This window comes from Pectobacterium sp. 1950-15 (assembly GCF_037136835.1).
Taxonomy (GTDB): Bacteria; Pseudomonadota; Gammaproteobacteria; order Enterobacterales; family Enterobacteriaceae; genus Pectobacterium.
The window spans coordinates 1-25,248 of the sequence record NZ_JBBBQR010000007.1; the positions used below are offsets into that span (position 1 = coordinate 1).

Annotated in this window: 23 protein-coding genes; 10 read left to right on the top strand and 13 right to left on the bottom strand. The window is 51.2% G+C overall.

The window, feature by feature from the left end:
• Positions 1–86: 86 nt before the first annotated feature.
• Positions 87–1,046 carry a LacI family DNA-binding transcriptional regulator gene (locus WCT94_RS09675; protein WP_336869342.1) on the bottom strand — a complete coding sequence of 320 codons (960 nt, stop codon included), beginning with the start codon at positions 1,044–1,046 and terminating at the stop codon, positions 87–89.
• A gap of 460 nt (positions 1,047–1,506) precedes the next feature.
• Here WCT94_RS09675 and WCT94_RS09680 point away from each other — a divergent pair, with 460 nt between their 5' ends.
• From WCT94_RS09680 to WCT94_RS09690, 3 genes are all read left to right on the top strand, one after another.
• Positions 1,507–2,835 (top strand): PTS sugar transporter subunit IIC, encoded by a 1,329-nt coding sequence (locus WCT94_RS09680; protein WP_336869343.1) that lies wholly within the window; start codon positions 1,507–1,509, stop codon positions 2,833–2,835.
• 166 nt (positions 2,836–3,001) lie between these two features.
• Positions 3,002–3,307, top strand: coding sequence for a PTS lactose/cellobiose transporter subunit IIA (locus tag WCT94_RS09685; protein WP_141209932.1), 306 nt, complete (start codon positions 3,002–3,004; stop codon positions 3,305–3,307).
• A gap of 166 nt (positions 3,308–3,473) precedes the next feature.
• A complete protein-coding gene (locus tag WCT94_RS09690) occupies positions 3,474–4,853 on the top strand; it encodes a carbohydrate porin (RefSeq protein ID WP_336869345.1) in 1,380 nt (459 codons plus the stop codon).
• A gap of 77 nt (positions 4,854–4,930) precedes the next feature.
• Here WCT94_RS09690 and ruvB read toward each other — a convergent pair whose 3' ends face one another.
• The 6 genes from ruvB to aspS all read right to left on the bottom strand — a co-directional run bounded on the left by ruvB (position 4,931) and on the right by aspS (position 10,268).
• Positions 4,931–5,941 carry a Holliday junction branch migration DNA helicase RuvB gene (gene ruvB / locus WCT94_RS09695; RefSeq protein ID WP_336869347.1) on the bottom strand — a complete coding sequence of 337 codons (1,011 nt, stop codon included), beginning with the start codon at positions 5,939–5,941 and terminating at the stop codon, positions 4,931–4,933.
• A gap of 7 nt (positions 5,942–5,948) precedes the next feature.
• A complete protein-coding gene (gene ruvA / locus WCT94_RS09700) occupies positions 5,949–6,566 on the bottom strand; it encodes a Holliday junction branch migration protein RuvA (protein WP_319847531.1) in 618 nt (205 codons plus the stop codon).
• Positions 6,567–6,657: 91 nt separating this feature from the next.
• Positions 6,658–7,179, bottom strand: a complete 522-nt coding sequence (gene ruvC / locus WCT94_RS09705; RefSeq protein ID WP_039496035.1) for a crossover junction endodeoxyribonuclease RuvC — start codon at positions 7,177–7,179, stop codon at positions 6,658–6,660.
• An 80-nt stretch (positions 7,180–7,259) separates the two neighbouring features.
• Positions 7,260–8,003 carry a YebC/PmpR family DNA-binding transcriptional regulator gene (locus WCT94_RS09710; protein ID WP_015840062.1) on the bottom strand — a complete coding sequence of 248 codons (744 nt, stop codon included), beginning with the start codon at positions 8,001–8,003 and terminating at the stop codon, positions 7,260–7,262.
• Positions 8,004–8,026: 23 nt separating this feature from the next.
• Positions 8,027–8,470: a dihydroneopterin triphosphate diphosphatase gene (nudB, locus tag WCT94_RS09715; RefSeq protein ID WP_010275904.1), complete on the bottom strand. Its 444-nt coding sequence runs from the start codon at positions 8,468–8,470 to the stop codon at positions 8,027–8,029.
• 1 nt (position 8,471) lies between these two features.
• Entirely contained in the window at positions 8,472–10,268 is a 1,797-nt protein-coding gene (aspS, locus tag WCT94_RS09720) for an aspartate--tRNA ligase (RefSeq protein ID WP_336869350.1), read from the bottom strand.
• A 474-nt stretch (positions 10,269–10,742) separates the two neighbouring features.
• Between aspS and WCT94_RS09725 the strand changes: the two genes are divergently transcribed.
• The 5 genes from WCT94_RS09725 to cmoB all read left to right on the top strand — a co-directional run bounded on the left by WCT94_RS09725 (position 10,743) and on the right by cmoB (position 15,313).
• Complete coding sequence (locus tag WCT94_RS09725; protein WP_336869352.1) at positions 10,743–11,963, top strand: EAL and HDOD domain-containing protein; 1,221 nt, start codon at positions 10,743–10,745, stop codon at positions 11,961–11,963.
• Positions 11,964–12,054: 91 nt separating this feature from the next.
• Positions 12,055–12,867 carry a DUF72 domain-containing protein gene (locus WCT94_RS09730; protein ID WP_336869535.1) on the top strand — a complete coding sequence of 271 codons (813 nt, stop codon included), beginning with the start codon at positions 12,055–12,057 and terminating at the stop codon, positions 12,865–12,867.
• 150 nt (positions 12,868–13,017) lie between these two features.
• On the top strand, positions 13,018–13,413 hold the full coding sequence (locus tag WCT94_RS09735) for an MAPEG family protein (RefSeq protein WP_014915147.1): 396 nt from the start codon (positions 13,018–13,020) through the stop codon (positions 13,411–13,413).
• 173 nt (positions 13,414–13,586) lie between these two features.
• Entirely contained in the window at positions 13,587–14,330 is a 744-nt protein-coding gene (gene cmoA / locus WCT94_RS09740) for a carboxy-S-adenosyl-L-methionine synthase CmoA (protein WP_336869354.1), read from the top strand.
• Positions 14,327–15,313 (top strand): tRNA 5-methoxyuridine(34)/uridine 5-oxyacetic acid(34) synthase CmoB, encoded by a 987-nt coding sequence (cmoB, locus tag WCT94_RS09745; RefSeq protein WP_336869356.1) that lies wholly within the window; start codon positions 14,327–14,329, stop codon positions 15,311–15,313. Before cmoA ends, cmoB begins: the two co-directional genes overlap by 4 nt.
• A 166-nt stretch (positions 15,314–15,479) precedes the next feature.
• On the opposite strand, the gene cutC is transcribed toward cmoB, so the two are convergent.
• The gene (gene cutC / locus WCT94_RS09750; RefSeq protein ID WP_336869358.1) at positions 15,480–16,238 is read right to left on the bottom strand and encodes a copper homeostasis protein CutC; all 759 of its coding nucleotides are present in this window, start codon (positions 16,236–16,238) and stop codon (positions 15,480–15,482) included.
• Positions 16,239–16,740: 502 nt separating this feature from the next.
• Positions 16,741–17,289, bottom strand: a complete 549-nt coding sequence (locus WCT94_RS09755; RefSeq protein ID WP_336869359.1) for a VOC family protein — start codon at positions 17,287–17,289, stop codon at positions 16,741–16,743.
• 659 nt (positions 17,290–17,948) lie between these two features.
• On the opposite strand from WCT94_RS09755, the gene argS reads away from it, so the two are divergent.
• Positions 17,949–19,679 (top strand): arginine--tRNA ligase, encoded by a 1,731-nt coding sequence (argS, locus tag WCT94_RS09760; protein WP_336869360.1) that lies wholly within the window; start codon positions 17,949–17,951, stop codon positions 19,677–19,679.
• A gap of 94 nt (positions 19,680–19,773) precedes the next feature.
• On the opposite strand, the gene murJ is transcribed toward argS, so the two are convergent.
• The 4 genes from murJ to rimJ form a co-directional block, all read right to left on the bottom strand.
• Positions 19,774–21,309, bottom strand: coding sequence for a murein biosynthesis integral membrane protein MurJ (gene murJ, locus WCT94_RS09765; protein ID WP_336869362.1), 1,536 nt, complete (start codon positions 21,307–21,309; stop codon positions 19,774–19,776).
• 127 nt (positions 21,310–21,436) lie between these two features.
• Entirely contained in the window at positions 21,437–22,402 is a 966-nt protein-coding gene (locus tag WCT94_RS09770; protein ID WP_336869363.1) for a Gfo/Idh/MocA family protein, read from the bottom strand.
• A 28-nt stretch (positions 22,403–22,430) separates the two neighbouring features.
• Positions 22,431–23,069, bottom strand: a complete 639-nt coding sequence (locus WCT94_RS09775) for a YceH family protein (RefSeq protein WP_336869364.1) — start codon at positions 23,067–23,069, stop codon at positions 22,431–22,433.
• A 9-nt stretch (positions 23,070–23,078) separates the two neighbouring features.
• Positions 23,079–23,663, bottom strand: a complete 585-nt coding sequence (rimJ, locus tag WCT94_RS09780; RefSeq protein WP_225087889.1) for a ribosomal protein S5-alanine N-acetyltransferase — start codon at positions 23,661–23,663, stop codon at positions 23,079–23,081.
• Between the two features lie 315 nt (positions 23,664–23,978).
• Between rimJ and mdtH the strand changes: the two genes are divergently transcribed.
• A complete protein-coding gene (gene mdtH, locus WCT94_RS09785; RefSeq protein ID WP_336869366.1) occupies positions 23,979–25,184 on the top strand; it encodes a multidrug efflux MFS transporter MdtH in 1,206 nt (401 codons plus the stop codon).
• The last annotated feature ends 64 nt before the right edge of the window (positions 25,185–25,248 follow it).

Consider the following 25,248-nt stretch of genomic DNA (forward strand, 5'->3'; position numbering starts at 1 on the left):
TAGCCAGACGCACAATTAAAAAGAAAAGCCCTTCTGAGTATCGATACCAGAAGGGCTTTATATTTTGGGCAGTGGATGAACCGCGTTTATTTCCGGTTTGCCATATCGGGAATGATTAAATCCCCTCGCAAGACATACGAACCCAGCACGTCTTGCGTTTTCTCATTGAGCCAGGACACGATTCTGGCCGCTATCGCATCCATCGAATATTCAATGGCCGGTATCGCCGGAATGCCAGGGATATCGAGAGATCCCGCCAGACTGAATACCATGATGTCTTTTGGCACGGATTTATTAAACGCCTGAAGCTGTGTGATAACACGCTTGGCTTCCAGCTCATCTGCCACCAGAAGCGCATTGAAATTCAGCGTCGTGCTGTTATTGAGCAATACTTGCAGCGCCACCGATGACGATGAAGACGCATCCATAAAAATCAGATTGCGGTTAAACGGCAAAAAGTTATTTTCCAGTGCCCGCTTATACCCTAAAAGCACCTGATCTGCAGAACTGCTGGCGGCGGGATTAATCAATGCGATTTGCCGTCTTCCTTGCCGAATCAGGTAATTACACGCCGTTTCTGTGGCGAAAGCGTGATCGAATTGCAGGCTGTTCGCGGTATCCGTCTCCATGCAATCAATCAGAATGATGTTTTTATCAGTCAAATTCAGCGGAAAACGCGCACCGATGATTAAGATGTCATCACACAGGCCGCTGGTAAGCTCATCAAGCACGCTCATCACTTCTGCCCTGCTGCTGGCAAACCGCAGTAAGAGATGCTTTTGATGCCGGCTAAAGTGTTTTTCCAGCGCGTAAAGATAGCCGGTCGTCTGATTGATGTTGTCCTGAGCGCAAATAACGCCAATACAGCCGGTTGACTGACTCAATAGCGATTGAGCGATAACGTTCGGCCGATATTTAAGCTCATCCACCGCTTTTAGCACCGCAAGACGGCTGGCTTCCTTTACGCCACGTGAACCACTCAACACCCGGGAGACTGTGGCTTTGGACACCCCAGCTAAACGCGATACATCGTTGATTGTAGACATCATTTGCCCCTGGAAAACGCTAAATCCGACCCAAAATCCTGAACACCAACAGCGCATTGTATTGCTTTGCAGTATAACCGTTTCTATCCAGCATGGAAACCGATTATCCGTTTAACATCCAATAAGTATTTTTGCCAATAAGATGTGATGTAAATCTAATTAATATCGCCAGAAAACATCACACATTGACCGCCATCACACTTCTCTTTTCTTTGCATGGAAAACGGTTTCCATATGATATCCAATCATACTAGCAATAACTTTTTACATTCTGCTTAGCGGAAAATGCGGTCCGCCACAGAAGAAACATAACGGATATAGGCTCACTTTAACAAAAGGCTGCCACACACGATATTTTCATCCGACCTGTTAATACAACGGGTTACGGCGTAAAACGTGGCGATAACATACTTGGTGACGATCTGTCGCTGCTACAGCGACACACGAGAAAGGTGTTCACATGAGTTCCTTATATCAATCAACGATTGCCGCTATCGAACAATCGATTACCCCGCTGGCCGGGCGTTTAGGACAACAAAAGTATGTGATCGCTATCCGCGATGGCTTTACCGCTGCCCTCCCCTTTATGATCATCGGCTCATTTATGCTGGTGTTTATTTTTCCTCCCTTTTCCGCCGATACCACTGTCGGATTCGCTCGCACCTGGCTCGATTTTTCTATCACCTATCGCGCACAGCTGATGCTGCCTTTCGAACTGAGTATGGGGCTAATGACATTTTTCATCTCCGTAGGTGTGGGTGCCAGTCTGGGACGGCAGCTTAATCTCGATTCCGTCATGTCCGGTCTGCTGGCGTTTATGGCTTTCCTGCTCGTCGCCGCCCCTTACGCCGATAACAAAATTTCTACCGAGTACCTGTCAGGGCAAGGGATCTTCACTGCCTTACTGACCTCCATCTACGCCACCCGTGTTTACGCGGCGCTGAAACAGCACAACATTACCATTCGCTTGCCAAAAGAAGTGCCGACGGGAGTCGCCCGCTCGTTTGAAATCCTCATTCCTGTGTTGGTGATTGTCGCGACGCTGCACCCACTCAATCTTTTCGTTGAAGCACAAACGGGCATGATCATTCCCGAAGCGATTATGCACTTGCTGGCCCCGTTGGTGTCCGCCTCAGACTCGCTGCCAGCCATTCTTCTGTCCGTGCTGCTGTGCCAGCTTTTCTGGTTCTCAGGAATCCACGGTTCGCTGATTGTCACAGGCATCATGAACCCATTCTGGATGACCAATCTGGCCGTGAATCAGGCCGCGCTGGCGGCTGGCGAAGTCTTGCCACACATCTATTTACAGGGCTTTTGGGATCACTATCTGTTGATTGGCGGCGTCGGCTCGACGCTGCCGCTGGCATTCCTGCTGTTACGCAGCAAGGTCACGCACTTGCGGACCATCGGCAGAATGGGCGTCGTACCGAGCTTCTTTAACATTAACGAACCGATCATGTTTGGCGCGCCCATCATCATGAACCCGATGCTATTCCTCCCCTTTGTTTTCGTCCCGATGGTGAATGCCGTACTGGCTTACACCGCAACCAGAATGGGGTGGCTGGCGCAGGTGGTATCGCTCACGCCCTGGACAACACCGGCTCCCATTGGCGCATCGTGGGCCGCAAACTGGAGTTTCAGCCCGCTAATTATGTGCCTGCTGTGCATGGTATTTTCCGCCCTGATGTATTTGCCGTTCCTGCGAGCCTACGAACGGACGTTAATGAAAACCGAGGAGCGAAAAATACAGGGTGATTTATCGCTGACAAAAACGGTGAGCAGTAATTAATGGCATAAATAAAGAACTCGCCAAAGACATTAAATAAAAAGGGAAATAACGCATTCAGCGTCGAGATATTTTTATTATTCATATTCACCGACCTGAATGCTATTTAAGAACGCAGCATAGAAAATACGTGCTGCGAATATTCGTTCGCATAAAAATAGGTCATATGATGATTACATTAGAAGATGCAGTAATGGAAATTATCGTCAATGCTGGACAGTCACGCAGCCTGTGTTTTGAGGCACTACACGCTGCGCGTAAAGGCAACATTGATGAAGCCAAGAATCTGTTAAAGGAAGCCGATGGCTACGCGCGCAAGGCCCACCAGATGCAGACCCAACTGATCGAACAGGATGCAGGAGAAGCCAGACAGCCGATGACATTGATTATGGTTCATGCTCAAGACCATTTAATGACATCCCTGCTCGCCCGCGAATTATCAGAAGAGATTATTCATCTATACCAGCGGCAATAGTTCATTTTAATACCCTATAGGGAGGGTCGATTACGTCAGTTATTTAATTACGCTGTACCCGTTAAAAAAAATAACAATCACCTTGTTCTGAGCGTCGTGCCATTATTCACGCTAATCAGAGCGGGATGGTTATTGCCTGAAAATAACTTACCGAATTGAGATGACTATGAAAAACGCTAAAAAACTCCCCGTTACACTGGCGGTGCTGGCTGCCCTTTGCTCCGGTTCCGCGCTCGCACAAGAAACGATTACTCAGGATCAATTAGATCGCATTGTTGCTCAGGCAGTAGAAAAAGCACTGGCGGAGCGTCAGGCCAAATTAGACGCCATCGCCAGTAAACAGGCCGACCCGCTGACCACGCCGGATGCCCCCAAGACGCCTGACATGGCGATACCCTATGGCATCAACTTTACCGGCTATGCGCGTTACGGCGCGCAATTCCAGAGCGGTGACCAGAAATATGTTGCAGTTGACGGTTCCTATAACGGTGCCTCCGCGCTGGGTCGTCTGGGCAATGAAGGCAATGGCGGTGAATTCCAGCTTTCCAAGGCCTTCAAGAGTGACAACGGTGCAATCTGGGATGTCGTCGTGATGATCGACCACTGGGGCGACGAAGTTAACCTGAAAAAAGCCTATGCGGGCGTCACCAACCTTTTTGCCTCTCAGCCCAATGCCTATCTCTGGGCCGGACGCGATTTCCACCAGCGTCCACAGCAGGGGATTAACGACTACTTCTGGATGAACCATGACGGTCAGGGCGCGGGAATAAAGAATTTTGAACTTGGTGGCATTCAATTCGATGTCGCTGCCGTCGCGGCCGTCGAATCCTGTAATCCCCAAGTGATAGCAAATAATGCGAACCCCTCACGCATCAGCTGTACCGGAGGCTCCGGCACGGGCGATAAAGGTAATTACGCACTGACCTCCAAAATACACGGCATGAAGCTGGGGCCATTGGATCTTGCGCTATACGCGAACTACGGTTTTGATTCAAAAGCAGTGGATAACAATGCGCGCCTGAAAGCCTGGCAAGGCGGTGCGGTCTTGAGCCATACAGGAAAAAATAGCCTCAATCAGTTTATCACCCGCTATTCGGATAATGCGGATAACAGCGTTTACAACAAAACGAACAACCTGAAAACCTTCTACGCCAGCTTCGAAGGTAAATACAAATTTACCCCGCAAACGCAGGTCGAATACCTGCTGGCCTACCATGACTACTCGAACGACTCCGTAAGTCAGGACGATCGTCGCAACTATAATGCCATCGTTCGCCCCATGTATTTCTGGAATGATGTGCATTCCACCTGGCTTGAAGCAGGCTATCAGCATGTAGATTACGGTCAGGGTGGTGATAACAAAGGGTGGAAACTGACGCTTTCCCAGAATGTCTCGATCGCGATGGGACCGGAGTTCAGACCGATGCTGCGCTTCTATGTCACTGGCGGGGAGGTGGATAACAAACATACCGCGCGGACAACGACCGGCGTCAACACGAAGCTCGACTCGTTCAACGTTGGGGCAATGTGGGAAGCCTGGTTCTAATCACATACATTCAGGGAGACCCTGTGGTCTCCCTGAATCTGGCAAAACAGCAATTAGGCGCTACGCGGCGTCACTTGTTAACCCAAATCTTCGCGCGTTAAGCCAAAATGCCGATAGGCGTGCTGCGTCGCCATCCGACCGCGCGGCGTACGCTGAATGAACCCTTGCTGAATCAGAAACGGCTCCAGCACGTCTTCAATAGTTTCGCGCTCTTCGCCAATCGCGGCCGCTAAATTGTCTAGACCAACGGGGCCACCCATGAATTTATCGATGATCGCCAACAGCAGCTTACGGTCCATGTAGTCAAACCCTTCGGTATCCACCGCCAGCATATCCAGCGCCTGCGTCGCCACGTCACCAGTAATCGCCCCTTCCGATTTAACTTCGGAGAAATCGCGCACCCGTCTCAAGAGTCGGTTGGCAATACGCGGCGTCCCCCGCGCACGCCGCGCCACTTCGAGCGCGCCCTCGGATGTCAGATCCAGCCCTAAACACTGGGCGCTGCGGCTGACGATATACTGCAAATCCTCAACTTTATAAAACTCCAGGCGCTGCACAATGCCGAAACGATCGCGCAGCGGCGAGGTTAACGAGCCCGCACGCGTCGTTGCACCAACCAGCGTGAAAGGCGGCAAATCGAGTTTGATCGAACGGGCGGCCGGCCCTTCGCCGATCATGATATCCAACTGATAGTCTTCCATCGCCGGATACAGCACTTCTTCCACAACGGGTGACAGGCGGTGGATTTCATCGATGAACAGTACATCATGCGGTTCGAGATTAGTCAGCAGCGCGGCGAGATCGCCCGCTTTTTCCAGCACCGGACCCGACGTCGTGCGCATATTCACGCCCATCTCATTGGCGACAATATTCGCCAGCGTCGTTTTCCCCAGACCGGGAGGACCAAAAATGAGTAGATGATCCAGTGCATCTCCGCGTTTACGGGCCGCCTGAATAAAAATTTCCATCTGTTCACGTACCTGCGGTTGCCCCACATACTCGTTAAGCAATTTAGGGCGGATCGCACGGTCGATAAATTCTTCTTCGGGAACGGCGTCAGCGGAAATTAAACGATCGGCTTCTATCATGAATACCTCACAGCGCCGCGCGCAGTGCATCCCTGATTAGGGTTTCACAGTCAGCGTCGGGACGCGCAATCTTGGAAATCATGCGGCTAGCTTCCTGCGGTTTATAGCCCAACGCAACCAGTGCTGCTGCGGCTTCCGCTTCAGGATCGCTAACGCGGCTGTCTGCGGCAGCGGGTGATGCCAGCGGAATATCGCTGACCGGATTAAACAGATCGCCGCTCAGGCCTTTGAAGCGATCTTTCATTTCAACGACTAACCTTTCCGCCGTTTTCTTACCCACGCCCGGAAGTTTAATCAACGCACCGATTTCTTCGCGTTCAACCGCGCTGACAAACTGCGTCGCGGACATTCCTGAGAGAATCGCCAGCGCCAGCTTCGGCCCAACGCCATTCACTTTGATCAGCTCGCGGAACAGCGCTCTCTCCTGCTTATCATTAAAACCGAACAGCAGTTGCGCATCTTCACGGACCACGAAATGGGTAAAGATAATCGCTTCCTGATTGAGCTCAGGGAGTTCGTAAAAGCACGTCATCGGCATATGGACTTCGTAACCCACGCCGTTAGCTTCGATCAGCACCTGCGGCGGCTGTTTTTCCAGGATAATGCCTCTGAGACGACCTATCACGTTGCGCTTCCTTTTACTTAGGGAATGAATGGCTTGAAGTATGACGAGTATATAACATAAAAAAGGCTGGATGAATATCCAGCCTCCTGTTTCAGCGCAGTCGTCCTGCCAGCGGGTTCACTTTCGCCGCCGATGTACGCAGCAGGCTTTGGCTAAAATGACAGTGGGTAATGGCAATCGCCAACGCGTCGGCGGCATCCGCCTGCGGACTAGCCGACAGTTTCAGCAGCGAGCGCACCATATGTTGCACCTGCTTTTTATCCGCCGCGCCCGTTCCCACCACGGTTTGTTTAACCAAACGCGCAGCATATTCAAACACGGGCAGATCCTGATTCACCCCTGCAACGATAGCCACACCGCGTGCCTGCCCCAGCTTCAAGGCTGAATCCGGGTTTTTCGCCATGAAAACCTGCTCAATCGCCATACAGTCTGGACGAAATTGCGTAATGATTTCACTGACGCCAGCGTAAATCAGCTTCAGTCGCGTGGGCATATCATCCACCACGGTGCGGATACAGCCGCTGCCGAGATACGTCAGATGACGCCCCTGCTGACGGATAATGCCATAACCCGTCACGCGCGAACCGGGGTCGATGCCTACTATTATTGTCATAGTGCTACGATTGTCATCGTGCCGCTCCGCCGATTCGCCCGTGTAGGTAGCCGTTTCTACTCTGCATTACCGATCTGCCATTACAGCAGTTCAGCCACCTCATCGGAGATCTCACCGTTATGGTAAACCTCCTGCACATCGTCGCAATCTTCCAGCATGTCGATTAGACGCATCAGTTTCGGCGCTGTTTCCGCATCCATATCCGCTTTGGTGGACGGAATCATCGATACTTCTGCAGACTCCGCTTTCAGACCCGCCGCATCCAGCGCATCTTTCACGTTACCGAACGTTTCCCACGGAGTGAAGACGTCAATCGCACCGTCGTCATACGTCACGACATCGTCTGCACCCGCTTCCAGCGCCGCGTCCATCACCGCATCTTCATCCAGACCTGGCGCGTAAGAAATAACGCCTTTCTTGGTGAAAAGGTAGGAAACGGAACCATCAGTCCCCAGATTACCACCGGTTTTCGTAAACGCATGGCGTACTTCGGAAACGGTACGGTTACGGTTATCACTCAGGCACTCCACCATGACAGCGGTGCCGCCAGGGCCGTAACCTTCGTAAATGATGGTTTCCATGTTGGCATCTTCGTCACCGCCGACGCCACGGGCAATCGCGCGGTTCAGGGTATCGCGCGTCATGTTGTTGGACAGTGCTTTATCGATCGCTGCGCGCAGACGTGGGTTAGAACCCGGATCGCCACCGCCCAGACGGGCTGCGGTAACCAGTTCGCGGATAATCTTGGTAAAGATTTTACCGCGTTTGGCGTCCTGTGCTGCTTTACGATGCTTTGTGTTAGCCCACTTACTATGACCTGCCATAAAAATCTCCGAAAAAAGCCTGTTCAGGCCGGATAAATAACAAATTCCTCAATCGCCTGCCGGTTGCTCCAGGACTTGGTCAACTGTGCCGCGTGGGGCACATCCAACCACTGGTAGGCAAGATGCTCGGATAATTGCACCTCGCGCTCAGCAGGTAACGCCAGACAAAACCAGTGTTCGGTATTGTGCGTCACCCCCGGCGCATAGCGACGTCTCAAATGAGCAAATAGCTCAAACTCAATACAGCGCTGACAGTCAAAGAGTGATAACGCTTCCGCGGATATATCAATGTTAACTTCTTCTTTGACTTCACGCTGTGCGGCATACGGCGCACTTTCCCCTTCTTCTATGCTGCCGGTCACCGACTGCCAGAATTCAGGATCGTCACGCCGCTGCAACATCAGCACCCGCCCGGTGTCGCGGGCATAGATCACCACCAGAACCGAAACGGGTCGCTTATATACCATCTTATTCGTTCTCGGATTTTCCATCCTGAGCCGCTTTCCCTTTTACGACAACCGCAATGGCAAGCTCTTCCAGCGAAGCCGGGTTGGCGAAACTTGGCGCTTCCGTCATCAGGCACGCTGCCGCCGTCGTTTTCGGGAAGGCGATGACATCACGAATGTTATCGGTGCCCGTCAGCAGCATAACGAGACGGTCAAGGCCAAACGCCAGACCTGCATGTGGCGGCGTACCATATTTCAGCGCGTCCAGCAGGAAACCAAATTTCTCACGCTGTTCTTGTTCGGTAATACCCAGAATGCTGAACACGGTTTGCTGCATTTCACCGTTGTGAATACGCACGGAACCGCCGCCCACTTCATAACCGTTAATCACCATGTCATACGCGTTGGCGATCGCCGAAACCGGGTTGGCGGCCAGTTCAGAAGGCAGCATGTCACGCGGTGCGGTAAACGGATGGTGCATCGCAGCCAGCCCGCCTTCGCCATCTTCCTCAAACATCGGGAAATCGACAACCCACAGCGGTTCCCAGCTATTGTCTTTCGTCAGGCTCAGATCGCGGCCCAGCTTGAGACGCAGCGCGCCCAGCGCATCGGTCACCACTTTCGCGCTGTCTGCGCCAAAGAATAAGATGTCGCCATCTTGTGCCGCAGTACGATCCAACAGCGCAGACAGCATGTCATCACTCAGGAATTTCGCTACCGGGCTTTGAACGCCTTCCAGCCCTTTAGCGCGCTCGTTGACCTTGATATAAGCCAAACCTTTCGCGCCATAAATTTCAATAAACTTGCCGTATTCATCAATCTGTTTACGGCTCAGCTGCGCGCCGCCTGGAACGCGGATCGCGGCAACACGGCCTTTGGCATCATTTGCCGGACCGGAGAACACTTTAAAGTCGATGTCTTTAACCAGATCGGCAACGTCAACCAGTTCCAGCGGGTTACGCAGGTCCGGCTTGTCGGAACCAAAACGGCGCATCGCTTCTGCGAATGTCATGATCGGGAAATCACCCAGATCGACGCCTTTCACGTCCAGCCACAGTTCACGCACCAGTTTCTCCATCACTTCACGCACCTGCGGCGCGGTCATGAAAGAGGTTTCCACATCGATCTGGGTGAATTCTGGCTGTCTGTCAGCACGCAAGTCTTCGTCGCGGAAGCATTTAACGATCTGATAGTAACGATCAAAACCGGACATCATCAGCAGCTGTTTGAACAGCTGTGGAGACTGCGGCAGCGCATAAAATTTGCCTTTATGTACGCGGCTTGGCACCAGATAATCGCGCGCGCCTTCCGGCGTCGCCTTCGTCAACATCGGCGTTTCAATATCCAGGAAGCCGTGATCGTCCATAAAGCGGCGAACAAAACTGGTGATACGTGCGCGCGTTTTCAGGCGCTGTGCCATTTCAGGACGGCGCAAATCCAGATAGCGGTATTTGAGACGTGCTTCTTCGGTATTGGTTTGGTTGGAATCCAACGGCAACGCTTCTGAGCGGTTAACAATAGTCAGTGCGCTGGCAAAAATTTCGACTTCACCCGTCGCCATATCTTTGTTGATTTGGCTTTCTGGACGGGCGCGTACTACACCGGTAAGTTGGATGCAGAACTCGTTACGCAACTCGGATGCCAGTTTAAATGCGTCCTGACGATCCGGGTCAAAAAACACCTGAACCAGCCCTTCGCGGTCACGCATATCAATAAAAATCAAACCACCCAGATCGCGGCGGCGGTTAACCCAACCGCACAATGTCACTTCCTGGCCCACATGGGACGAATTCAACTGCCCGCAATAATTAGTACGCATCACGATGTCCTTTTACTCATCCGCCAGCTCACACGTTTTCACGATGGACTACTTTTCACGGTAGATCACAGCGCAAAAACAGTGGCATTTTCGCTGCACGGCATGGTTTTTCTGGATTACTGTCCGGTGAAAAAAGGCGACTATTATAAAGGATATTCGCCCGAACGATAAGCATGAAGGTAACGCTCTGCGACGCTGCCGCCTACTCTTTTTACGAAATTTCCTTTCCGGTTAACGGGATGTTCACTAATCGGCATAGAGTTGTTGCAAAACTGAACGCCAGAGGAAGCCTAAATCATCAACCCAAAGACGCAGAACTCATCAATACGTCTCGCGTGAGGATTTAGGGAAACCGACCTTCCTTTTTAATAAAACCTGCTAAAATTACCAAGTACTTGCTGATTTTTATAAAAATTTTAATAAAAAGCGCTTTCCACTACTGGCAAATGCGTATGATTTACATGGAGAACAGCTATGTATTCATTTGTTGCCCGTCAACCCATTTTAAATAACCATCTTCAAACGGTTGCCTACGAGCTCCTTTTTCGCATGGACATCACCAATAAATTTCCTGATGTCAGCCCTGAATTTGCGACCGCACAGCTTATTTCCGATCAGTTCTTAACCAACCCGTTAACAAAATCCGTGGTTGAAGAACAACCTTACTACATTAACTTCCCCCATCAGTTGCTAATCAGTGGTCAGGCCGAGGTCTTGCCACAAGAAAAAGTTGTTATCGAGATTCTTGAAAATTCGCCCCCCAACAACGATCTCTTGGCCGCCGTAAAAAAGCTAAAAAGGAAAGGCTTCAGGATTGCACTGGATGATTTCTCGATGGATTCAGAGTGGGATCGTTTTTTACCTTACATTGATATCATCAAGTTCGATTTAACCCTGTCGACGTTTGATGATATTGAAAACTTCATCAACAGAACTTCACAACGTAAATTAACTTATCTGGCCGAAAAAGTAGAAACACATGAGCAATACCTGCAAAGCAAAAAGCTGGGGATCTCACTTTTTCAGGGGTATTTTTTCAGCCGTCCTGAAATGATTAAATCGAAGAAGCTGGTCAATAACTCCACTAATACCATCAGATTACTGAGAGAAGTCAATAAGCCCGAAATCAACTATGCCACGATCGAGGAATTAGTGTGCGCCGATCTGTCGCTTTATTATAAATTGATGCGCCACATCACCAATATCAAATACAACACCCGTTTTGGCATCACCGCAACCTCAATGTCGTTCCGCTCTATGGCCATGCTGCTTGGGCAACGGGAGCTCAAACGTTTTGTCTCGTTAATCAGCATAACCAGCAGTAATGAAAATAAGCCCAGCGAGCTTTATCGCACCAGTTTAATTCGCGCCAGATTCTTTGAATTATTGTATGCCTCTTTTAATGTAAAGGAGGATACCACCGAGGCATTTTTGTGCGGGTTATTGTCGCTGCTTGATGCCGTATTAGACTCGCCGATGCCCCTGCTACTCTCACAAATCGCGCTATCCGAAAAAATTAACCAGAGTTTATTGGATCATACTGGCGAGCTCGCACCTTATCTGACGCTAATTTCTAAATATGAACAGCAAGAATGGGAAGAGCTTGAACCACTTTTAACGCAATTAGGTCTCAATGAAGAAGACTTCTTTACCATGATAAGGGAAGCAACGCAGTGGGCAGATGAGATTTTATAAACGATGTCTGCCGGTTCACTCGCACGGCGCTGACAATTGCGCGATAATCACCGCCATCCTGCTTGAGATTCAATGACATGATGGTGCGATGATGTACATCGGATTACCGCAATGGCAACACCCCGCCTGGAGTCGGCTGGGGTTAAACGATCTTGCCGACTACAGCCGCTACTTTACCTGCGTTGAAGGTAATACAACCTTTTATGCACTGCCTTCACGCGAAGTCGTCGAGCGCTGGCGTGATATGACGCATGACGATTTCCGCTTTTGCTTCAAATTTCCTTCAACGATCAGCCATAAAGCCGCCTTGCAGAGCTGTGACAGCGATGTCGGCCTTTTTTATCAATGTCTTGAACCGATTGAACACCGTATCGGGCAGCTCTGGCTACAGCTCCCTGCCGCCTTCGGCCCCGCGCAGCTACCTGTTCTGTGGCGTTTTCTTGATGCCTTACCGCAGGGGTTTGGCTACGGCGTGGAAGTGCGCCACCCGCTGTTTTTTGCCAAAGGCGATGAAGAGCGTGCACTGAATCAGGGGCTACAGCAGCGCGGCATTAACCGTGTAATCCTCGACAGTCGACCGGTTCATCACGCCGCGCCAGACAGTGCCGCGATGCGTGAAGCCCAGCGTAAGAAACCTCGCGTGCCGGTACACGCCGTGCTCACCGCCACACAGCCGCTGATCCGCTTTATCGGTAGTGAAACGCAGGAAGAAAATCTTCGCTGGTTCGAATCATGGCGTAACAAGCTGCCGCAGTGGCGCGAGGCCAATCCCTTCTTCTTTATTCACACGCCGGATATTGGTGATGCCCCGCCGCTGGCGCAGCAGCTTTGGCCGCTACTTGCCGAGATCGACCCGACTTTACCGCCCCAGCCGGATTGGCCACAGCAGGCGACACTATTTTGATCACCAGCCTGGCGGGTTAGCCCGTTTGGTTATAAACCATTTGGCAACGCAACGTATTTCCGCTAAAAAAATCGACCTTTACAGGCGACAGTTGCGTTAGGTAAAGCTATTATTCTGCAAGCCGTTTTCGGTTAGGTTACGGAGTAAAACATGGTAAGTGCGCTTTATATCGTGCTTGGCGCAATCTTGTTGATAAAGCTGTCGATTGATGTTGTGAAACTCAGAATGCAGTATCGCGTTGCGTACGGCGACGGCGGATTTTATGAATTGCAAACGGCAATCCGGGTGCATGGCAATGCGGTGGAATACATCCCGATTGCGGCGATTTTGCTGGTGCTGATGGAAATGAACGGCGCCCTTATCATCATGATCCATTTTTGCGGTATTTTATTGATTACCGGACGTTTAGTTCACTACTACGGCCTGCGGCACCGTGAATTTCGCTGGCGGCGCTCAGGTATGGCGGCAACCTATGCCTCGCTCATCCTGATGATTGCAGCAAACCTCTATTACCTCCCTTGGGATCTGGTTTTCACGCTGTATTGATAGCGTAAACAAGAACGACAGCTGCCTCTCCCGGTCGCACAGACAGTATGTGTCCGGGAATCAAAAACCGCGTCCACACCATGCGTCTACACAATGTGAAAGGTGAAGGCCGCGGTGTATTCTGCTAGAATATGCCCTCTTTAATTACTATCACTCTCAGTGCACTTTCTGCCATGCCAAACCGCGATATGCTTTTTTCTGTGCCAATTGCTAATTTAGGCGACTGGACATTCGACGAACGCGTTGCTGACGTCTTTCCCGATATGATCCAACGTTCTGTACCCGGCTATTCCAACATCATCTCGATGATTGGCATGTTGGCAGAACGGTTCGTCCGCCCGGATAGCCACGTCTACGATCTAGGATGCTCGCTGGGTGCAGCTACGCTGTCCATGCGACGCAATATCCATGTTCCAGGTTGCAAAATTATCGCGGTAGACAATTCTCCGGCCATGGTAAAGCGCTGCCGCAGCCATATTGACGCTTTTCGTTCCGATACGCCCGTCGAGATTCTAGAAGCCGATATCCTCAACATTGATATCGAAAATGCGTCGATGGTGGTGCTGAACTTTACGCTTCAGTTTTTGGAACCCTCCCAGCGACAGGTGCTCATCGAACGTATTTATCAGGGATTAAATCCCGGCGGCGTGCTCGTCCTCTCTGAAAAATTCAATTTTACGGACAAAGACGTCGGCGAATTACTGTTCAACATGCACCTCGACTTCAAACGAGCAAATGGCTACAGCGAGTTAGAAATCAGTCAGAAACGCAGTATGTTGGAAAACGTCATGCTGACCGATTCGGTAGAAGCCCATAAGGCTCGGCTGGCAAGCGCCGGTTTTGAGCACAGCGAAGTTTGGTTTCAATGTTTTAATTTTGGTTCGTTATTAGCCGTGAAAGCAGAGGAAAAGGCGTGATCGATTTCGGCAATTTTTATCAGCAAATCGCAAAAGGCCCGCTCAGCCACTGGCTTAACACGCTGCCTTCACAGCTCAGCAGTTGGCAACAGGAATCCTTGCACGGTAAGTTCAAACTCTGGTTTAACTCGCTGGAGCATCTTCCCTCGCTGACGCCAACCTCTCTGGATTTGAACGACAGCGTCACAGCACGTATGGAACCCGATATTTCCGTGGGTCAGCGTGAAGGCATTGAAAAGCTGCTGCGTAACCTGATGCCCTGGCGTAAAGGTCCCTTTTCGCTCTACGGTGTGGATATCAACACGGAGTGGCGTTCTGACTGGAAATGGCAGCGTGTTCTACCACACATCAGCCCGTTGAAGAACCGTCTGATTCTCGATGTGGGCTGTGGCAGCGGCTATCACCTGTGGCGGATGGTCGGTGAAGGCGCCACGATGGCGGTCGGCATTGATCCTATGCAGCTGTTTTTATGTCAGTTTGAAGCGGTACGTAAACTGCTCGGTGACGATCAGCGGGCGCACGTTTTGCCGCTCGGCATTGAACAACTTCCCGAACTTGCCGCGTTTGACACGGTGTTTTCGATGGGCGTGCTGTATCACCGCCGTTCCCCGCTCGATCACCTGTGGCAATTGAAGAATCAGTTGGTGGCGGGGGGTGAACTGGTGCTGGAAACGCTGGTCATTGAAGGCGATGAAAACCAGGTGCTGGTACCAGGAGAACGCTACGCGCAAATGCGCAATGTGTATTTCATTCCTTCCGCTGCGGCCTTGACCACATGGCTTGAGAAATGCGGATTTGTTGATGTCCGCGTCGTCGATGTCTGCACCACGACAACGCAGGAACAGCGTCGGACAGACTGGATGATCACGGAATCGCTGGCTGAATTCCTCGATCCTGAGGATCCAACGAAAACAGTGGAAGGTTACCCCGCGCCGGTACGCGCCGTACTGGTTGCCCGTAAGCCCGGAATCTACCAGTCCTAAATTACTGCGCTCGACAAAAAAAGCCCCAGCAACACGCTGGGGCCTGGTACTTGCCATGCAAACCGAAGGGTATGCTGCGCGGCAAAATTGAAGAATGACGATGTCGTGTTGATGGCAATACTGTTTAAATCAGTCACTATATCGCTACACCGTGAAATTCCTTACGTTATGATACGTACTGTATTTCACGATCCGGGCTGACCGCTCGTTTCATTGCTGCTACCACATCGCCATCCACGCAATACTGGCTAAATTCGTCTAATTCCGTATCAGAACACATCGACACGCCGATTTTTCGGTAGCGCATAGGGGATGGTGTCCACTGACCGGCAGAACTGTGCAGTTCCCGAATACCGGCCTGCTGGAATTTGTGCAGGTTAGTTAACCGCACGCCGGAACCCGCCATAATAATTGGACCACGACTGGCCTGTGTTAGTTCACGCAATAACCGCAGCCCATTCTCCGCCGTCTGCTGCTGCCCGGAGGTCAATATGCGCGATACGCCAAGCTCGGTGAGCTGTTCCAGCGCAATATAAGGGTTCAGGCACATATCGAACGCGCGATGAAAAGTGACCGCCATTCCCTGCGCCACCGCCATGATTTCGCGCATTTTGGGCAAATCAATGTGCCCTTCCTCATTCAACACGCCGACAACGACGCCGGGAAACCCCATCTCGCGAATCTGCTCAATGTCGTATTTGATGACAGCCAGTTCCGTCGCGCTGTAGCAAAAATCGCCGCCTCTCGGGCGCACAATCGGGTGAACAGGAATCGCAACTTTTTCACGAGCACCACGCAGCGCACCATAGGATGGTGTTAATCCGCCTTCCCGCTGTCCTGCACAGAGTTCAATCCTGTCAGCCCCAGACTGTGCTGCTGTTATGGCACAATCAAGGCTATAACAGCATACTTCCAGTTTCGTCATCGCTGCTCCTCCATGTAAACACCCAGACTACTTTTCTTAATTAGCGAAAAATCGGCGAATCATCAGGCCGATTAAAGTAATAACTATGGCATTCACATTCATATCGTGAGGAGACAGGGGTCACAATGAACGTGATACATTGCCTAAATAAACATGACATAAACCACAATTTTATTAATCTGTTCTATACCCGTCATACTTCAAATTGCAGGTGCGTTGGCTACGTTCACTCACCCGAATCACTTACCTAAGTAAGCTCATCGGGATGAAATGAGAGACGTCCTGTCTCTCACCGAAGGCCAGCCGTTGGCTGGTCAAATTCGTTCCCGACGAATTTGACCCTCTCTCGCCGCGTTATTCAAAACGAACTCGTTTTGTCCTGAAACTCGAATTATTTAGGGTATAAAGTAGAAGAAAATGGCATGAATAACGTGACATGCCATTTTACCTTTCCGCCAATGTTATCTTTATGATTACGCTACGTACGAGCCATACGCTATCGCTATAGCGTCGACATTTCGCTCGCGACAACCTCGCGTATATCAAATGGATGGAATTTTATTGTCACTTTCCCGTTGGTTACCGCGAGCGTCGGATTAGGTATTCGTTCTTTTTCGCCTTGCGGAGAACTGAATTTCAGCTTGATGCCTGGCGTACGCAGTGCCTCATCAGACAAGCAGGCCAGCGCACGCTGATGCAGCGTTTCTGCCTCCCCTGGCAGCACCAGCTCCACATGCTCCCACCCTTCATGCGGATAATGTTTTTTCCCCGGCCACGGTAGCTCGATACACGTCATTTTCCAAGGGCCGACAGAGATAGCATTATCCAGTATAAACAAGCAGATTGGGCGACCATTGATCGGGTTTTCAGACAGTAAGCGGCCAGCCTTCAGCAGCGCCACTTTCCAGGATTCAGCCGTCGTATTCTGGTTACAGCGCAGAGAAATATGGTCAGCATGAAATGCGCCTAAATCCAGCTGTAACACATCGGCCAATTCCTGTAACGCCTGCTCAAAACGCGCTAAATCCGTTATCAAATCATTGGGTAACATATCGGGTAAAACTCCTCGCGGCATCTCACATTATCAATAACCATTTGCGCGGTGAGAATATCACACCCGTGACACATTCTAATTAAATTCCACTTTTCTCCCTGTACATTTATTTACACCTCCGTTACGTGAAACGCATTAAATGTAAAGAAAAGATAACCACGTCGTTTGATTAATAAACGGAAATGTTTTTTACTCGGCGTTAATCTGCGATACGTCTCGCAACCTATTCTGGGAGGAATCTTAAATAAGAGTCGCCCCATTGAACGCCTAAAAGAAAACGTATAAATTAAGAAAACAAATAATAACACAGAGATATCATCATGGTTTTACTCATTATATCCATCGCGCTTATCGCTATTGCGATATACGCTATTTTTCGTCATTTTAAAACCAGAGACTCACATAAAATTGGTGTAAATGGTCGTTCAAGAAAACGTTAAGATTGTAATTTTGATTTATTTTTATTCTACCTAAAACCACATTCTCTTTTTTTGTCGTGTTCTCCTTGTCTCTTTTTCTCCTATCATCGTTCCTTTTTCATATCCCGCCTGGCGGGTGTTTTTTCGCCTGAACATCCCGTTGAGCCTCCCCATCTGCTGACGAAGAAAGGCAAATATGGTATAAGCAAGGCTTAATTTTTTATTTAAGGTAAACCGGTGAATATTCAGGCTCTTCTCTCCGAAAAAGTCAGCCAGGCGTTAACCGCCGCGGGCGCGCCAGCAGACAGCGAAGCTCAGATTCGTCAGTCGGCAAAAGCACAGTTTGGTGATTATCAGGCCAATGGCGTTATGGCCGTGGCAAAAAAACTGGGCATGCCGCCGCGACAATTGGCCGAAAAAGTCGTCCAACTTTTGGCGCTGGAGGGCATTGCGGAAAAAACAGAAATCGCAGGCCCGGGATTTATTAATATTTTTCTCGATAAGCAGTGGGTTGCGAGCCAGGTTGAGAACGCCCTGAATGCACCAAAACTGGGTTTAACTCCCGTTGAGCCTCAAACGATCGTGATTGACTACTCTGCCCCTAACGTCGCGAAAGAAATGCACGTCGGCCACCTGCGTTCAACCATTATTGGTGACGCATCAGCCCGTACGCTGGAGCTTTTGGGCCACAATGTCATTCGCGCCAACCACGTCGGTGACTGGGGTACGCAGTTCGGCATGCTGATTGCCTACCTTGAAAAAATGCAAAACGAAAACGCCAGCGAGATGGATCTGTCCGATCTTGAAGCGTTCTATCGTGAAGCGAAGAAACACTACGACGACGATGCCGATTTCGCCGAACGCGCACGCGGCTACGTGGTGAAGTTGCAAGGCGGTGATGAATACTGCCGTCAGATGTGGCGCAAGCTTGTCGATATCACCATGACACAGAATCAGATTAACTATGAACGCCTCAACGTCACGCTGACCAAGCAGGATGTGATGGGGGAAAGCCTGTATAACAGCATGCTGCCGGGTATCGTTGCCGATCTGAAGGCAAAAGGTCTGGCGGTAGAAAGTGAAGGCGCTACGGTGGTTTTCCTTGATGAATATAAGAACAAGGAAGGCGAACCGATGGGCGTCATCATCCAGAAAAAGGATGGCGGCTACCTCTACACCACAACGGATATCGCTTGCGCCAAATACCGTTATGAAACCCTGAACGCCGATCGCGTGCTTTACTACATCGACTCCCGCCAACATCAGCACCTGATGCAAGCCTGGACTATCGTGCGTAAAGCCGGCTATGTGCCTGACTCCGTCAGTCTGGAACATCATATGTTCGGTATGATGCTGGGCAAAGACGGCAAGCCATTCAAAACGCGTGCAGGCGGGACGATCAAACTGTCCGAGCTGTTAGATGAAGCCTACGATCGCGCACTGAAACTCATCGCAGAGAAAAATCCACAAATGGAAAGTGATGAGTTAAGCGCACTGGCGAAAGTAGTTTCTATCGGTGCGATCAAATATGCCGACCTGTCGAAAAGCCGTACCACAGACTATGTCTTCGATTGGGACAACATGCTGGCATTTGAAGGCAACACGGCACCTTACATGCAATACGCCTACACCCGCGTCGCGTCTATTTTCAAGCGTGCGGGCATACAGGAAGACAGCTTAACGCAGCCGATTACGCTGAGCGATGAGCGCGAATTTGCCCTTGCCACGCGCCTGCTGCAATTTGAAGAAACCATCACCACCGTCGCCCGTGAAGGCACGCCGCATGTGATGTGTGGCTACCTGTATGATCTGGCGGGTCTGTTCTCCGGTTTCTACGAGCACTGCCCGATCCTCAATGCCGAAAGTGACGACGTGCGCCAAAGCCGTCTGAGACTGGCTCTGTTGACGGCGAAGACGCTGAAGCAAGGTCTGGATACCCTGGGCATCGAAACCGTCGAGAAGATGTAATTCTTCATCAAGTGACAAAAAAACGCCATTGGTGCTGCCACCAATGGCGTTTTGCGTTGCAGGCAAAAAACAACCGAATAACGATTTGCCGTTGTTACACGCTACGGCGGGCGAAATCCCGAGGGCGGAATCCCAACAGCGCCAACGTGGCAAAATAAGAGCCCGCACCCACGACCACAACCAGCAGCAAACGCAGGATTCGCATCGTCATATTGCCGTCATCCCACGCGGGCATCCACCACAGCATACCCAGTAAAACCAGCGACATCACAATAACTGCCGTCAACAGGCGAACCAGAAACCCCCGCCAGCCCGGCAGCGGCTGGAAAATATCCTGCTTACGCAGTTGCCAGTACAGCAACCCTGCATTCAGGCAGGAGGCCAGACCGATGGACAAGGCCAGACCCGCATGTTGCAGTGGGCCGATGAAGATCAGGTTCATAACTTGCGTCAGAATCAGCGTGACGATCGCTATTTTGACTGGCGTCTTAATATCCTGCCGGGAATAAAAACCGGGCACGAGCACCTTGACGACAATCAATCCCATCAGCCCAACCGAGTAAGCAATCAGCGCCCGCTGAGTCATGAGCGCATCAAAGGCGCTAAATTTACCGTACTGGAACAGCGACACCGTTAAGGGTTTAGCCAAAATACCTAATGCCACCGCACTCGGCAGCGCCAGCAGGAAACACAGGCGGAGCCCCCAATCCATCAGACGGGAGTATTCGTCATGATTGCCACTGGCAAAACTCTTCGCCAACGACGGGAGTAAGATCGTTCCCAACGCCACGCCCAGAACACCGGAAGGAAACTCCATCAGTCGATCGGCGTAATACATCCATGACACCGCACCTTCACTGAGGAAGGACGCGAAAATGGTGTTGATGATGAGCGAAATCTGGCTCACCGAGACGCCCAGAACCGCAGGCCCCATCAGCTTCATGACTCGCCAGACGCTCGGTTCCCGCCATTTCAGACGTGGCAATACCAGCATGCCAATCTTTTTCAGATGCGGTAGCTGGTAGCCGAGTTGCAGTAAACCACCAACCAACACCGCCCAGGCCAGCGCCATCACCGGTGGGTTAAAATACGGCGCGGCAAACAGCGAGAAGCCAATCATGCTGACGTTAAGCAATGTCGGAGCAAACGCCGGCACCGAGAAACGGTTCCAGGTGTTCAGCACCGACCCTACCATAGAGGTCAGCGAAATCAGTAGAATGTAGGGAAACGTGACTCTTAACAGATCCGAGGTCAGCTCAAAGCGCTCTGGCGTCGCGGCAAAACCGGGAGCGGTCACCATGATGACCCAGGGCGCAGCAACCATCCCCGCGACGGTGACCAACGCCAGAATCAGCGTTAGCATACCGGAAACATAAGCGAGAAAGGTTCGTGTCGCCTCATCACCCTGCTGGCTTTTATATTCGGCAAGAATGGGCACGAAAGCCTGTGAGAATGCGCCCTCCGCAAAAATTCGGCGAAGCAGGTTGGGCAGTTTGAATGCCACAAAGAAGGCATCCGTCGCCATACCTGCACCAAAAATACGGGCGACGATCGCATCGCGCACGAACCCTAAAATGCGCGATAGCATGGTCATGGAACTGACGGCTGCCAGTGATTTAAGTAAATTCATCCGATTATATTCTGAACGGTTCAGGACCGATTAGTAACCCGTTGAGGCCATCCTGATTGCGAGGTGCGACTAGTCTACGCATTGCGCGAGTAATAGCTACCGCACATTGTCATAACCGCTGAACTTTTCAGCTTTTTCCCAGCAATTTTTCAATCATGCGTTGGGACAGCAACGCCTGGTTACCTGATGTTTCCGCTGGTTTCCGTTGTTCAATTGCCGCCATAAAATGCTGCACCGCACCGACAAATCCGCGTTGTTCCAGCGTGGTTTGCCAGGAGGGTACTGCCGGGCGGAGCGTCATCCCCTCGCGGTCTTCACGCCATTCACGCATCTCATCCACCTGGTAGAGCCCGCCGTGGGTCACGGCCTGCACCCATTCCCGCTGGCTTCCAGCCTGACGATGCATGCTGGTCGTCACCTGACATCGACCGCTCTGGAAATGGTGCTCGGCATACAGCAGTTGGCCGCCCGCATTCGCATGCAAGACGCCATCAATCAGTTTGGCCTCGCCGCCCGCCAGCCAGAGCGCCGTGTCCACCACGTGCAGATAGTCATCCAGCAGAGTAAAACGCACATCCTGTGGCCCAACGCCATTAATCCGGTGTTTATCCATGCGCAGGGATGCAGGCTGAGCCAGCCGCTGTTTTAACTGCTGATAGCACGGCGCGAAACGACGATTAAAACCGACCATCAGAATTTTTTGTCGTTGTTCCGCCAACGCGACCAGCGCTTCCGCTTGTTCCAGTGTCTCTGCCAGCGGTTTATCCACATAAACATCGACGCCAGCCTTCAGCAGTTGGCTCACAACAGAAAAATGGCTGGCGGTGCTGCTGTGCACGAAGACGGCATCGCATTGTGCTGCCAACTCGTCCAGCGCGGAGAAACTCGTCATCCGATAGTGCTGACAAATCCGCTGCGTCTTTTGCCGATCGGGAGAAAAGGCACCGACCAGTTCCCAGCGCTCGGCCTGACTAAGAATCGGCAAATACGCTTTCTGCGCGATAGAACCCAGCCCGACAACGCCGATACGAGGGCGTTGGGTAACGATGTTCCTCTCTGAGACGCGTTCCGCAGACGTAATCTGAGGCTTCATAACCGACTTTCTCCCTGATACAGATTCATTACGCTAACAGCGCGGCAAGCTGACGTTTGAGTTCAGCGACCTCTTTTTCTAACGCCTCAACGCGTTCAGTCAGCGGATGCGTATCATCGCTTGTGCTTTCCGCTTCAGGCGTCGCCGCATCACCGGTCTCACCGCTGAAAAGGTGTCGATAGCGGCTTTCCCGCTTACCCGCTTCCCGCGCCAGACGGACGACAAACGGCCCGTCGTCGCGCTGCTGCAACTGTTCAAGCGTGGATTCAGCCTCACCGACATCTGAAAAATCATACAGTCGGGCCGCGCGCGTACGCAGTTCACCTGGCGTCTGCGGGCCTCGCAAGAGCAGCGTCGTCACCAGCGCCACTTCCGCTGGCGACAGTTTCAGGTCGCCAAACTCAGAATTGCAAAAACGATGTTCATACTTCACGACACGATTACCAAAACCGCTGAGCGTGCGCAGGAAATGCTTCTTCACGAGTAAATCCAGCGTTTGCTGCACTTCGCTTTCACTCAGTTCCATCACGGGTTCACGGTTAGTTTTCTGATTACAGGCCGTGGTGATGCCGTTTAACGACATCGGGTATTGATCCGGTGTCGTGATCTGCTTTTCCAGCATACAGCCAATCACGCGGGCTTCACGAGCATCCAATTGGTATTTCATCATTTTTCCTTAACGCGGAGACTTCCACTCTGCGTTGGTCAGCGCGGTTAATACATGGTCCTGCCATTTGCCGTCAATGAGCAGATAATCCTTCGCATAGCCCTCACGTTCAAACCCCAAACGCGCCAGTAAATTTCCGCTACGCTGGTTATGCGGCATATAGTTAGCCATGATGCGGTGCATATGCTGCTGACGCTGCATATAACGTATTGCCGGTTGCAGCGCTTCGTACATCAGCCCCTGCCCCTGCCATTTTTGGCCGAGCGAATAGCCCAGATAGCAGGCGTGAAACGATCCTCGCAGCACGTTGCTAAAATTAGCCACGCCATACACTTCGTTTTCATTCGGATCCAACAGGAGGAAGTAATAGGCGCTACCCTGCTTATGCATATCGTTAATCACGCTCAGCCGCGCCTGCCAGCCTGATGGATAGCAATGGCTGGCGTCTCTCACGGGTTCCCACGGCTTAAGGAAATCACGGTTTTCAGAATAGTATTCAGCCAGACGCCATGCATCACGTTCATGGGCCAGACGCACCACCAGCCTGTCGGTTGTCAATTGCACTCTTGCTGGCGTTGAACGGTAGCCAAACATTTTTCCCCCTACCTCTCCATGTTATCGATAAGTAAAATTCATCGCCGCTGGAAAAATCACTATTTCACATAAGCAGAAAATATCGGTATTTCCGATAATCCTTACTATAACCACATAAATTCATAGACGTAAAATCCTCGTCGCCGAGTTATTGCGCAGTTGCATCAGGAAAGCCATTTTTTCTCGCCGAAATGCTACTCGGATAACGTTAAATCGATAAAAAAATATTATCCAACAATAGGCTATACCAAAGTCGAATTAGAGTACAAAATAGTCACGTCTGTTATTTTCCTCCTTTCTTCGTTGTGGTGAAACATGCCTCTGATGTCGCAAGCTCGGAGCTTGGGTAAATATTTTTTATTACTCGATAATATGCTGGTGGTTCTGGGATTCTTTGTTGTCTTTCCCCTTATTTCCATTCGTTTTGTCGACGATCTCGGCTGGGCTGCATTATTAGTCGGTATCGCATTGGGATTGCGTCAGTTTATTCAGCAAGGGCTCGGTATTTTCGGCGGGGCCATTGCTGACCGGTTTGGCGCCAAACCGATGATTATTACCGGGATGCTGCTACGCGCCTCCGGTTTTGTTTTTATGGCAATTGCCGACGAACCCTGGCTGCTTTGGCTGTCTTGTGCGCTATCCGGCCTCGGCGGCACCCTCTTCGATCCGCCGCGCACCGCACTGGTCATCAAATTGATTCGTCCACAGGAACGCGGCCGTTTTTACTCGCTGTTAATGATGCAGGACAGCGCAGGTGCTGTTATCGGCGCCCTCATTGGTAGTTGGCTGCTCCAGTACGATTTTGAGATCGTTTGCTGGGCAGGTGCCGTCATCTTCGTTCTCGCGGCGGCGCTCAATGCCTGGCTGCTGCCAGCCTATCGCATCTCAACGGTCAAGACGCCGATACGGGAAGGCCTGACGCGCGTTATTCGCGACCGCCGTTTCCTGATGTATGTGTTAACCCTGACGGGTTACTACATGCTGGCCGTGCAGGTGCTGTTGATGCTGCCCATTATGGTCAACGAAATCGCCGGAACGCCGTCTGCGGTGAAATGGATGTACGCCATTGAAGCAACGTTGTCGCTGACGCTGTTGTACCCTATCGCTCGCTGGAGCGAGAAGCGCTTCCGTCTGGAACAACGTCTGATGGCGGGGCTTTTCATCATGTCCGTCAGCATGTTCCCAATCGGGATGACATCAGAGCTGCAAACCCTGCTGATGCTGATCAGTCTGTTTTATATTGGATCGATTATCGCCGAACCCGCGCGTGAAACCTTGAGCGCCTCGCTGGCAGATTCCAGAGCCAGAGGCAGCTATATGGGATTCAGCCGACTTGGGCTGGCGCTTGGCGGCGCGATTGGCTACAGCGGCGGCGGTTGGTTATTCGATACCGGACATGCCTTGAACCAGCCGGAACTGCCGTGGTTTATGCTCGGCACTATCGGGTTCTTGACGTTAGCCGCGCTGTATTGGCAGTTCAATCAACGCCGCATCGAACCTGCGATGCTGGGCGGCCATTAGTCTGAATTTTACCGACGAGTTTGATCTCGTCGGTAAAGCCCTTCTATACTTTCCTAATACATTC

Excerpts from the sequence above, each read along its gene's own strand:
- WCT94_RS09675 (WP_336869342.1), bottom strand. The coding sequence starts at position 1,046 with ATGTCTACAATCAACGATGTATCGCGTTTAGCTGGGGTGTCCAAAGCC.
- WCT94_RS09680 (WP_336869343.1), top strand. The coding sequence starts at position 1,507 with ATGAGTTCCTTATATCAATCAACGATTGCCGCTATCGAACAATCGATT.
- WCT94_RS09685 (WP_141209932.1), top strand. The coding sequence starts at position 3,002 with ATGATTACATTAGAAGATGCAGTAATGGAAATTATCGTCAATGCTGGA.
- WCT94_RS09690 (WP_336869345.1), top strand. The coding sequence starts at position 3,474 with ATGAAAAACGCTAAAAAACTCCCCGTTACACTGGCGGTGCTGGCTGCC.
- ruvB (WP_336869347.1), bottom strand. The coding sequence starts at position 5,941 with ATGATAGAAGCCGATCGTTTAATTTCCGCTGACGCCGTTCCCGAAGAA.
- ruvC (WP_039496035.1), bottom strand. The coding sequence starts at position 7,179 with ATGACAATAATAGTAGGCATCGACCCCGGTTCGCGCGTGACGGGTTAT.
- WCT94_RS09710 (WP_015840062.1), bottom strand. The coding sequence starts at position 8,003 with ATGGCAGGTCATAGTAAGTGGGCTAACACAAAGCATCGTAAAGCAGCA.
- nudB (WP_010275904.1), bottom strand. The coding sequence starts at position 8,470 with ATGGTATATAAGCGACCCGTTTCGGTTCTGGTGGTGATCTATGCCCGC.
- aspS (WP_336869350.1), bottom strand. The coding sequence starts at position 10,268 with ATGCGTACTAATTATTGCGGGCAGTTGAATTCGTCCCATGTGGGCCAG.
- WCT94_RS09725 (WP_336869352.1), top strand. The coding sequence starts at position 10,743 with ATGTATTCATTTGTTGCCCGTCAACCCATTTTAAATAACCATCTTCAA.
- WCT94_RS09730 (WP_336869535.1), top strand. The coding sequence starts at position 12,055 with ATGTACATCGGATTACCGCAATGGCAACACCCCGCCTGGAGTCGGCTG.
- WCT94_RS09735 (WP_014915147.1), top strand. The coding sequence starts at position 13,018 with ATGGTAAGTGCGCTTTATATCGTGCTTGGCGCAATCTTGTTGATAAAG.
- cmoA (WP_336869354.1), top strand. The coding sequence starts at position 13,587 with ATGCCAAACCGCGATATGCTTTTTTCTGTGCCAATTGCTAATTTAGGC.
- cutC (WP_336869358.1), bottom strand. The coding sequence starts at position 16,238 with ATGACGAAACTGGAAGTATGCTGTTATAGCCTTGATTGTGCCATAACA.
- WCT94_RS09755 (WP_336869359.1), bottom strand. The coding sequence starts at position 17,289 with ATGTTACCCAATGATTTGATAACGGATTTAGCGCGTTTTGAGCAGGCG.
- murJ (WP_336869362.1), bottom strand. The coding sequence starts at position 21,309 with ATGAATTTACTTAAATCACTGGCAGCCGTCAGTTCCATGACCATGCTA.
- WCT94_RS09770 (WP_336869363.1), bottom strand. The coding sequence starts at position 22,402 with ATGAAGCCTCAGATTACGTCTGCGGAACGCGTCTCAGAGAGGAACATC.
- WCT94_RS09775 (WP_336869364.1), bottom strand. The coding sequence starts at position 23,069 with ATGAAATACCAATTGGATGCTCGTGAAGCCCGCGTGATTGGCTGTATG.
- rimJ (WP_225087889.1), bottom strand. The coding sequence starts at position 23,663 with ATGTTTGGCTACCGTTCAACGCCAGCAAGAGTGCAATTGACAACCGAC.
- mdtH (WP_336869366.1), top strand. The coding sequence starts at position 23,979 with ATGCCTCTGATGTCGCAAGCTCGGAGCTTGGGTAAATATTTTTTATTA.